Genomic DNA, 9,934 nt, shown 5'->3' with positions numbered 1-9,934 from the left:
CTCCTCCATCAGGCAGTCGGTCGTCGTGGCCTGGGTGACGAGGTCCAGCCGGGAGGTCGCCTCGTCGGCCACCACGAGCTCCGGCCCGGGCAGCATCGCGCGCACGATGGCCAGCCGCTGGAGCTCGCCTCCCGACACCTGTCCCGGACGACGGTCGAGGAGGCCCTCGTGCAGGCCGACCGAGGCGAGCAGCGCGGGCAGGCGGTCGGGCCGGACGTCGTGCCGGTTGACCACGTCCGCGATCGCGGCGCCGATCCGGGTCCGCGGCGGGAAGGACGTCCCCGGGTCCTGGTAGAGCTTCTGGATCCGCCCCGGCCCGAGCGCGGGCGCGTGGTCGACCCGGCCCCGGTCGGGCGGGACCAGGCGGAGGAGCAGGTTGCCCAGCGTCGACTTGCCGACTCCGCTCGGCCCGCTGACGGTCCACCGCTCACCTGCGCGGATGGTCAGCGAGACGTCGTCGAGCACGGGCGTGGCGCCGTACGTCTTGGCGAGCCCGGTCGCGGTGACCAGTGGATCGCGGGGAGCGGGCGGCAGGTCACGCATCCACGGGAACCGCCAGCTGCGCGGCTCGGCGGCGAGGAGCTGGCGGGTGTAGCCGTGGGCCGGCTCGCTCAGCACCTCGGCAGCGGGACCGCGCTCGACCACGGTCGCGTCGCGCATCACCAGCACGTCGCCGCCGAGCTGTCGGGCAAGGCGCAGGTCGTGGGTGATGGTGAGCAACGCCCCGCCGGCGGCGGAGTGCTCCGTCAGCAGGGCGGCGAGCTGGTCGAGGGCAACCGGGTCCAGCCCCTTCGTGGGCTCGTCGACGATGAGCACGGGCGCGCCGCCGATCGTCGTCGCCGCGAACGCCACCCGTTGCGCCATCCCCCCGGACAGCTGGTGCGGGAAGGCGCGCCCTGAGCGCCCCAGGCCGAGGCGTCCGAGCGCGGCGTCGGCGGCCGCGCCTGCGCGGGCGTCCCGCCAGCGGAAGCCGGTCACCCCCTCGGCGACCTGGCCGCGGACCCGCATCGTGGGGTCGAGGGCCGTGGCCGGCTCCTGGGGGAGGAGCGCCAGCTCGCGTCCCCACAGTGAGCGGCGACCGGCGAGGTCGGCGAGGTCGAGCACCCGCTTGCCGAGGCGGATCGACCCGGCGACGGCGAGGTCCCCGGCGGCGGTGCCCATGACGGCGTGCGCGAGGAGCGACTTGCCGGAACCGCTCTCGCCGATGATCGTCACGGGACGCCCAGGCAGGAGGGCGACGTCCGCGACGTCGACGAGCACGGTGTCGCCGTGCCGCACCACGGCGCGGTCGATGGTCAGGGTCGGCTCGGTCATGCGACGTCCGTTCTCCTCAGGCCGAGGAAGCAGATGGTCAGGACGAACAGCACCGTCACCGGGGCGAGGCAGAGCCACGGCGCCACGTCGTAGAAGGGGAACGACTCGGTCACCATCAGCCCGAGCTCGGCGCGGGGTGGCTGGAGGCCGACCTTGACGAAGCCGAGCGTGGACATGGCGAGGATCGACGTGACCATGCCGAGCGACGCGAGGGTGACGAGCAGGGGACGGAGGCCCGGCCAGAGGTGGCGTCGTACGACGTGCAGCCACCCCAGGTCCAGGAGCCGGGCCGCCTCGACGGCCGGCGACCCGAGGACGACCGCCGCGCGGGCCCGCACCACCCGGAAGTACTCCACCCACTGCGCGAGGGCGATGCCGACGTAGAGAGCCCAGATCCCGCCGTCGGCGGTGGCCGCGACGAGGAGCACGACGAGCAGCGCCGGCAGCGCGACGAACACCTCGGAGACCGAGCGGAGGACGGTGTCGATCCAGCCGCCGCCCCAGGCGGCCAGGATCCCGGCGGAGGTGCCGACGAGCAGCGCCGTGCCGACGCACAGCCCGGCGAGGAGGAGCGACAGCCGGGTGGCGTGGGCGAGCCGCGCCAGGACGCTGCGGCCGTACTCGTCCCGGCCGAGCGGCTCGGCCAGGCTGGGCGCCTCGAGGTAGCGGTCCAGAGCCTGGGCCGCAGGATCCGCGAGCACGATCGGACCGACGATGGCGAACAGGAGGAGCACGCCCAGGACGGCGGCGCTGGCCAGGCGGATGCGCGTGCCGGCGCCGCTCGCCCGGGCGGTACGCGACCGGCCGACGAGCGTGGGATCGATGGTCGTCACGACGTCACCGCCTGCCGGCGGGGCCGTGGATCGAGCCACAGCACGGCGAGGTCGACCACCGCGTTGACGGCGACGACGAGCAGGGCGAGGACCAGCGCGGTGGCCTGCAGCACGGGGATGTCGCGCCAGAACACGGCGTGCACCAGGGCGTGCCCCAGCCCCTGCCAGGAGAAGAGCGCCTCCACGACGACCACGCCCTCGACCAGGACCACCGCCTGCACGCCGAGATACGGCACGAGCACGGACACGGCGTTGCGTGCGACGTGACGGACCAGGACCACGCGCTCGCCGAGTCCCTTGGTGCGGGCGAAACGCACGTACTCCGACTGCCGCACCTCGACCACGGCGTCCCGGGTGACGCGCGCGACCAGGCCGGAGAGCCCGAGGGCGAGCGTCGTCGCCGGGAGCACGATGCTCGTCGCCCCGCCGTGGCCGGCCGAGGGCAGCAGGTCCAGGTGGACCGACAGGACGAGGATGAGGAGCAGTCCGAGCAGGAACGCGGGCAATGCCCGCACCGTCGCGACCCACAGGTCGGTGAGCCGGTCGATCGCGCTCGCGGGGCGCAGCCCTGCCGCCGTACCGATGGTGCCTCCGATCACCACCGCGAGGGCGAGCGCCACCGCCGCGAGCTGCAGGGTGCCGGTCAGGTAGTAGCCGACCTCGGAGAGCACGGGCTGGTGGGTGACGAGGGACCGCCCGAAGTCCAGCTGGAGCAGGTCGCCGAGCCAGGCCAGCAGCTGTTGCCAGACAGGTCGGTCGAGACCCAGCTCGGCCCGGACGCCGGCCGCCGCCTCGGCATCGACCAGGTCGTAGCCGTAGCGGCCGGCGGCGATGCGATAGGCGATGTCGCCGGGCAGGCGCTGGACGACGAGGAAGCACAGGCCGGAGACGAGGACGGCGACCCCGAGCCCCTGCAGGGCACGGCCGGCCAGGACCCGCGCGACGCGCGCGGGCCCTGCTGCCGGGATCAGGACGCCCACCGGACCCGGGAGAAGTGCCAGGACGTCTCGAGCGGGTCCATCACGAAGCCCTCGACCCGGTCGCTGACGGCGGCGTTCATGCGGTACCAGGCGACGGGCAGCAGCGGCAGCTGCTCCTGCGCGATGGTCGCGACGGTACGGCGCAGCGCGGCGGCGCGGTCCTCGGACGGACCCGCCAGCAAGGCGTCGACCGCGGCCGTCATCTCCGGGTCCGACCAGTTGTGCACGCCCCAGTCGGAGCCCTCGGGCGCGAAGGTGTCGGCCACCGTCACCAGCGGGTCGGACACCAGGGCGAAGTGACGGGCGATGAGGGCCAGCTCGAGGGTGTCGTCGGCGTGCTGCGCGGGGATCTCGCTGGAGTTGGTGACCTCGACCTCGATGTCGATCCCGGCCTCGCGGGCCGACGCCTGGATGGCGGTGGCGAGGGCGGGGAGCTCGGGCCGGTCCGGGTAGGTCAGGAGGGTGAGCCGCAGCGGCGTCCCGTCCCTGGTGAGGATGCCGTCGGAGCCGGCAGTCCATCCGGCGTCCTCCAGCAGCTCGCGGGCCGCGTCGACGTCGTGCTCGAGCGGCGCCAGGTCGGGCTGGTTCCATGCCGTGAGCGAGGGCGGGAGCAGCTGGGTCGCCGCCAGGTCCGACTCGCGCAGCACCGCCTCCGCCATCGCCTCGCGGTCGAGGGCAAGGCTGAGCGCCCGTCGTACGTCGACGTCGCCCAGGATCGGGTGCTCGTTGTTGACCTTGAGCATGATCGTGCGCGGCTGCAGCGTGGACACGAGCTCGGTGTCGTCGGTGGCCTCGACCTGCTGGCGGCCGGCAGGCTCGAGGTGCCACACGATGTCGGCCTCGCCGCCCGTCGCCATGAGCGCACGCGACTCCGCGCGGCCGACGGTCTGGTAGCTGATGTGCTCGATCTCCGGTGGCGTGCCGCGCCAGTCGTCGAAGCGGGTCACCTCGATCGTCCCGGGCAGCTCGACCCGGTCGACGCGGTAGGGGCCGCTCCCGATCATCTCCGCGACCCGGTCGTCCTCGTCGTAGGAGGCCGGAGCCAGGATCATCGTGCTGTAGTGGGTGAGGACGGCGGGCAGGGTGAGGTGCCGGGCGCTCAGCTCGAACCGCACGCCCGAGGTGGTCGCCGTGATCTGGTCGATCGGCGCCTCGGCCAGGGGGCTGGCTGCGTCCTTGCGCACGATGTCGAGAGCGTTGACGACCGCCTCGGGGGTCAGCGGTGTGCCGTCGTGGAAGGTCGCGTCGTCGACCAGGTCGAAGTCCCAGGTCCGGCCGTCGCGCGAGGAGGTCCAGACCTCGGCGAGACCCGGCGCGAGCTCGCCCTCGAGGTCGGCGGTGACCAGGGTCTCGGCGACCTCGAGCCGGGTGAAGAAGCCGCTGCTGGCGGTCGGCTCCAGGCTGTGGACCTCGAACGGTCCGGCGACGCGCAACGTGTCACCCCCTTGGACGTCCGCCTGGGACTGACCGCAGCCGGACGCGAGTCCGAGAACCATCGCGATCGTGACTGCTGCGCTTGCGCGCCGGAACCTCTGCATCGTCGTGCCTTCCGTTGGGAGAAGGCCGAACGATAATGAGAACCGTTCTCAAAAGGCAAACGCGCGACGACCTTGTCGGCGGGATGTGGCAGATTCCGGGGCGTGCCTGACCGCCCCGACGTGCCGCTCGCCTGGGTCGAGCGCCTCCGCGCCGTGCTCGAGGTGTTCCCGGAGTGCCGCGAGGAGGCGGCGTGGACGGGGGTGCGGTGGCGGGTCGGACCGGCGACCGTGGCCCACGTGTTCGGCGGTGAGGACCAGCTGTTCCGCATCACGTTCCGCGCCGAGCCCGACGAGGTGCTCGCGTTCGAGCACCTCGGCGCGCCGTACTTCAAGGTCGGCTGGGGCGACAACGTCGTCGGCATGATGCTCGACGACGACACCGACTGGGCCGAGCTGGCCGAGCTGCTGACCGACTCCTACTGCCTCCAGGCTCCGCAGCGCCTGGTCGACCTGGTCGAGCGGCCGGGCGCCTGAGGTTCAGCCGTAGGTGTAGAACCCGCGTCCGGTCTTGCGACCGAGCAGGCCGGCGTCGACCATCCGCGCGAGGAGCGGCGGGGGCGCGTAGAGGGGCTCCTTGAACTCCTCGTAGAGCGACTCCGCGACCGCCTTGGTCGTGTCGAGACCGATCAGGTCGGCGAGGGCGAGCGGCCCCTGCGGGTGGGCGGCGCCGAGCACCAGGCCGTGGTCGATGTCCTCGGCCGTGGCGAAGCCCGACTCCATCATTCGGATCGCCGAGAGGATGAACGGGATCAGCAGCGCGTTGACCACGAAGCCCGCCCGGTCCTGGCAGAGGATCGCCTGCTTGCCGAGCTGCTGCTCGACGAATGCGCGGGACCGGGTGGTCGTCTCCTCCGACGTCATCAGGCTCGGGACCAGCTCGACCAGCTTGAGCACGGGCACCGGGTTGAAGAAGTGGACGCCGAGCACCTGCTGGGGCCGCTCGGTGACGACCGCCAGCTTCATGATCGGGATCGAGGACGTGTTGGACGCCAGGATCGCGTCCGGCTGGACGATCTTGTCGAGCCGCGTGAACAGGTCGACCTTCGCGGCCTCGTTCTCGACGATCGCCTCGATCACCAGGTCGCGGTCGGCCATCTCGTCGAGGTCGGTGGTGACCCGGACCTTCGCCAGCACGTCGTCGGGGTGGAGGATCTTGCCGCGCTCGGCCGCGCGGCGCACGGACTTCTCGATGCGCGCCCGGGCCGCCTCGGCCGCCGGGGCGTCCGACTCCGCCACGAGTACGTCGCACCCTGCGCGCGCGCAGACCTCGGCGATGCCGGATCCCATCAGGCCGCCGCCCACGACTCCGATTCGCTCCATCATTGGTGATCCTCTCTAGGCCGGTGGCCAGGTCTTCGCGACCAGCGTGAGCACGTCGTACGTCGCCACCGGCTGGTCGTCCTGGTTGCTCACCACAGCGTCCCATCGCACCTCGCCGTAGTCTGCGGTGGCCCTGGGTGTGATCTCCTTGACCGTCAGGGCGACCCGGACGCTGTCGTCGACCTTGACCGGCGTCAGGAAGCGCAGCCGGTCGACGCCGAAGTTCGCGAGCACGGGGCCCGGGTCGGGGTCGACGAACAGGCCGGCGGCGAGCGACACGACGAGGTAGCCGTGCGCGACGATGCCGCCGAAGAGCGGGTTGGCCGCAGCCGCCACCGGGTCGGTGTGCGCGTAGAAGGTGTCGCCCGTGAGGTCGGCGAACCGCTCGATGTCGGCGCCGGTCACCACGCGCGCCGCCGAGGTGATCGTGTCGCCGATCCGCAGCTCGGCCAGGCTCTTGCGGAACGGGTGGACGCCGTCGTCGCGTCGCTGGGACCCGGTCGTCCACCGGCCGGTGATCGCGGTCATCAGGTCCGGCGAGGCCTGGATCGCGGAGCGCTGCAGGTGGTGCAGCACCGCACGGGCGCCGCCGAGCTCCTCGCCGCCGCCTGCCCGGCCCGGGCCGCCGTGGACCAGCACCGGCAGCGGACTGCCGTGGCCGCCCGCCTGCGCCGCCTCGGCCGCGTCGTCGCGGTCGAGTACGAGGATCCGGCCGTGCCAGGGCGCCAGGCCCAGCACCACCCGGCGGGCGAGGTCGCCGTCGTGGGTGACCAGCGAGCCGACCAGGCTGCCGCGGCCGCGGGCGGCCAGCGCGATCGCCTCGTCGACGGTGTCGTAGGTCAGGACCGTGCTCACCGGCCCGAACGGCTCGACGTCGTGCGGCTCGACCGCGCCCGCCGACGCGCGGAGCAGGATCGGCCCGAGGAACGCGCCCCGCTCGGCATCGGCGTCGACCAGCTCGACCGACGCCGGGTCGCCGTACACGATCTCGGCGGAGGATCGCAGCGCCTCGACCGCTTTGCGGACGTCGTCGCGCTGGCCGAGGCTGGCGAGCGCCCCCATCCGCACGTCCTCGTGAGCGGGGTTGCCGACGGTGACCTTCGCCAGCCGCGCCGCGATCGCGTCGACGACCGTCTCGGCCATCGGCGCGGGCACGATCGCGCGCCGGATCGCCGTGCACTTCTGCCCGGCCTTGACGGTCATCTCGGTGACGACGCCCTTGACGAACAGATCGAGCTCGGGGTCGTCGGCGGTGACGTCGGGCCCCAGGATCGAGCAGTTGAGCGAGTCGGCCTCGACACCGAGCCGCACGCCGCCGTGCACGACCGCCCGGTGGCCGCTCAGCAGCCCGGCCGTGTGCGCGGAGCCGGTGAACGCCACCGAGTCCTGCTCCCCGAGCTCGTCGAGCAGGCTGCCGGCACTGCCGCACAGGAGCTGCAGCGAGCCGGCGGGCAGGATGCCGGAGTCGATCACGGCGCGCACCAGCGCCTCGGCGACGTAGGCGGTCTGGCTCGCGGGCTTCGCGATGGTCGGCAGGCCGGCGAGGAACGCCGGCGCGAGCTTCTCGAGCAGGCCCCACACCGGGAAGTTGAACGCGTTGACCTGGACGGCGACCCCGGGCCGCGAGGTGTAGACGTGCTGGCCGACGAAGGTGCCGCCGCGCGAGAGCCGCTCGAGGTCGCCGTCGAGGACGATCGTGTCGTTGGGCAGCTCGCGGGCGCCCTTGGAGGCGTAGCTGAACAGGGTGCCGATCCCGCCGTCGACGTCGATCATGGCGTCGCGCCGGGTGGCGCCGGTGTGCAGGGACAGGGCGTAGAGCTCGTCCTTGGCGCCGTCGAGGTGCTTGGCCAGCGCCTTGAGCAGGCCGGCCCGCTCGTGGAAGGTCAGGGCGCGTACGGCGGGCCCGCCCGTCGTACGGGCGTGGTCGACCATCGCGCGCAGGTCGATGCCCCGGCTGGACACCCGCGCGACCTCGTCGCCGGTCACCGCGTCGAGCAGTGGATCGCCCTCGCCGTCGCCCGCCTGCCAGGACCCCGCAACGTAGCTCTGTAGTACCCGGGCCGGCTGGCTCACGGTGTCGGTTCCTTCCGTCGGTGGTCCCCGGTGCCCACCGTATTACCCACCGTTCGGTCGGTAAATGGCCAGGTCGGCGGGTGCCAACCCGTAGGCGGCTCGAAGATGCGGCGAATTGCTGACGTCGTACGCCGGTCTTAGCCGCAATCTCGGGTCGACCGACAACTCCCAGACTCCCTGGAGGACCCGATGTACAACCACAACCCGTTCACCCGTCGCCACGGCGCGGGGCTCGCCGTCGCCGCCGTCCTGGCAGGCAGTGTCGTGGCCCTGCTCCCGGCCACCGCGAGCCCCGCACACGCGAGCTCCCGCTGCGACCGGGCCCTCAGCGGCGGGCCGGGCGACGACTGGCTCCCGGGCAACGCACGGGACAACAAGATCTGCGCCCGCGCCGGCGACGACGAGGTGTGGGGCCGCCGCGGTTCCGACACCCTCTACGGCGGCTTCGGCCAGGATCACCTGTACGGCGAGGGAGGCGTCGACCGGATCTACGCGGGCGACGCGGGGGACGAGGTGTCCGGGGGCCCGGGCAGGGACTGGCTCTTCGGCGAGGCCGGCGCCGACATCGTGGACGGTGGCGGCGGTGCCGACATGGTGGAGGGCGGGACCGGCAACAACCTGCTGTACGGCGGCGGCGGCACCGACTCGATCTACGACGGTCCCGACGACGACGACGTCTATCCGGGCCCTGGCACCGACTACGTCTACCTGAGCGGCGGCCTCGACTTCGTGTACGCCGCGGACGGCTGGAGCGACACCATCGACTGCTCGCCGTACGGCTACGAGGTCGTCTCCTACGACGCCTCGTTGGACGTCGTCGACGGCGACTGCGACGAGCACTACCCGCTGTAGCGGGGCGCAGCGATGACCATCGGCGCCGCCCGGGCCCCGGGCGGCGCCGACGCCTTGGGTGAGCTGCCCGTCGCCGACTTCGTCCCGCACCTTGCTGCGGGACTCGGTCTTGCCTGGAACCATCTCCCCATGGGGCGGTGGCGCAGTCGCGAGATGGTCGGGCGCGACCGTGAGCTGGCACTGCTCCGGGGTGCGGCCGACCGCGCTCGGAGCGGGCAGCCCGGCCTGGTCCTGGTCACCGGCGAGGCCGGCATCGGCAAGACCCGACTCGTGCGCGAGCTGGAGGAGCAGGTCCCGGACGGACTGGTCCTGACCGGCCACGGTGTGGATCTCGCGACCGGCGGGCTGCCGTTCGGTGTCCTGGCCGACACGCTCGCCGACCTGGTCCGGAAGCGCGGGGGCGGGGTCGTCACCGACGCCGAGCGCCAGCTCCTCGGGCCGGTCCTCCCCGGCCCCGTCGTCGAGCGCTCCGACCCGGCCCGGGTGCTGGCCGGCGCCGCCGCCCTCTTCGACCGGTTGGCGAAGGAGGACCTCGTCTGCTGGGTGGTGGAGGACCTCCAGTGGGCCGACGACGCGACCCGCGACCTGGTCAGCGTGCTGGGTCGTCGGCAGAGCGGTCGGCTGCTCGTCGTCGCGACCGCGCGCACGGAGGCGCTCGGTGAGCTGCCGGCCGACGCCAGCACCCTGCGCTACCTGGACGAGCTCGGCCGGCTGCCGGCCGCGGACACCGTCCTGCTGCACCGGCTCGGCACCGACGACGTACGGCGGTTGCTGGCTGGCCTGCTGGACGAGCCGCTTCCCGCGGAGGTGGTGCGCGACATCGTCAAGGTCGGCGACGGCGTGCCGTTCGTGGTCGAGGAGCTCGCTGCGGCTCGCGGGCGCCCCGGTCTCAGCAGCGTCGCGGCCGTCGCCGAGGCGCGGCTCGGCGCGCTGCCGGGTGGTGCCCGGCGCCTGGTCGAGGCCGCTGCCCTGGGCGAGGGACAGCTGGTCTGGCCGCTGCTGGAGGCGGTGGTCGAGCTGGGGC

The 9,934-nt window shown here is 73.1% G+C and carries 9 protein-coding genes; 3 read left to right on the top strand and 6 right to left on the bottom strand.

Features of this window, described 5'->3' with window-relative positions; all coding sequences use genetic code 11:
* The 4 genes from H0488_RS12390 to H0488_RS12375 form a co-directional block, all read right to left on the bottom strand.
* On the bottom strand, positions 1 to 1,314 hold a 1,314-nt coding region (locus H0488_RS12390; protein WP_183099581.1), incomplete at its 3' end, for an ABC transporter ATP-binding protein.
* Positions 1,311 to 2,147: an ABC transporter permease gene (locus H0488_RS25020; RefSeq protein WP_220794517.1), complete on the bottom strand. Its 837-nt coding sequence runs from the start codon at positions 2,145 to 2,147 to the stop codon at positions 1,311 to 1,313. The genes H0488_RS25020 and H0488_RS12390, both read right to left, overlap by 4 nt.
* On the bottom strand, positions 2,144 to 3,127 hold the full coding sequence (locus tag H0488_RS12380) for an ABC transporter permease (RefSeq protein ID WP_220794516.1): 984 nt from the start codon (positions 3,125 to 3,127) through the stop codon (positions 2,144 to 2,146). Before H0488_RS12380 ends, H0488_RS25020 begins: the two co-directional genes overlap by 4 nt.
* Positions 3,115 to 4,623, bottom strand: coding sequence for an ABC transporter substrate-binding protein (locus H0488_RS12375; protein WP_183099580.1), 1,509 nt, complete (start codon positions 4,621 to 4,623; stop codon positions 3,115 to 3,117). The genes H0488_RS12380 and H0488_RS12375 overlap by 13 nt, the downstream gene beginning before the upstream one ends.
* A 144-nt stretch (positions 4,624 to 4,767) precedes the next feature.
* Between H0488_RS12375 and H0488_RS12370 the strand changes: the two genes are divergently transcribed.
* Positions 4,768 to 5,139: an MmcQ/YjbR family DNA-binding protein gene (locus H0488_RS12370; protein WP_183099579.1), complete on the top strand. Its 372-nt coding sequence runs from the start codon at positions 4,768 to 4,770 to the stop codon at positions 5,137 to 5,139.
* A 3-nt stretch (positions 5,140 to 5,142) separates the two neighbouring features.
* Here H0488_RS12370 and H0488_RS12365 read toward each other — a convergent pair whose 3' ends face one another.
* Positions 5,143 to 5,985 (bottom strand): 3-hydroxybutyryl-CoA dehydrogenase, encoded by an 843-nt coding sequence (locus H0488_RS12365; protein WP_183099584.1) that lies wholly within the window; start codon positions 5,983 to 5,985, stop codon positions 5,143 to 5,145.
* Positions 5,986 to 6,000: 15 nt separating this feature from the next.
* The gene (gene paaZ, locus H0488_RS12360; RefSeq protein ID WP_183099578.1) at positions 6,001 to 8,058 is read right to left on the bottom strand and encodes a phenylacetic acid degradation bifunctional protein PaaZ; all 2,058 of its coding nucleotides are present in this window, start codon (positions 8,056 to 8,058) and stop codon (positions 6,001 to 6,003) included.
* 189 nt (positions 8,059 to 8,247) lie between these two features.
* Here paaZ and H0488_RS12355 point away from each other — a divergent pair, with 189 nt between their 5' ends.
* Together H0488_RS12355 and H0488_RS12350 are read left to right on the top strand one after the other, a co-directional pair.
* Positions 8,248 to 8,910 (top strand): calcium-binding protein, encoded by a 663-nt coding sequence (locus H0488_RS12355; protein ID WP_183099577.1) that lies wholly within the window; start codon positions 8,248 to 8,250, stop codon positions 8,908 to 8,910.
* Positions 8,911 to 8,922: 12 nt separating this feature from the next.
* Positions 8,923 to 9,934, top strand: a 1,012-nt coding sequence (locus H0488_RS12350) for an AAA family ATPase (protein ID WP_183099576.1), incomplete at its 3' end; no start/stop codon positions are given.

This window comes from Nocardioides pelophilus (assembly GCF_014180685.1).
GTDB lineage: Bacteria > Actinomycetota > Actinomycetes > Propionibacteriales > Nocardioidaceae > Nocardioides > Nocardioides pelophilus.
This window is presented reverse-complemented; position numbering and strand designations above follow the sequence as displayed.

Excerpts from the sequence above, each read along its gene's own strand:
- H0488_RS12375 (WP_183099580.1), bottom strand. The coding sequence starts at position 4,623 with ATGGTTCTCGGACTCGCGTCCGGCTGCGGTCAGTCCCAGGCGGACGTC.
- H0488_RS12365 (WP_183099584.1), bottom strand. The coding sequence starts at position 5,985 with ATGGAGCGAATCGGAGTCGTGGGCGGCGGCCTGATGGGATCCGGCATC.
- H0488_RS12355 (WP_183099577.1), top strand. The coding sequence starts at position 8,248 with ATGTACAACCACAACCCGTTCACCCGTCGCCACGGCGCGGGGCTCGCC.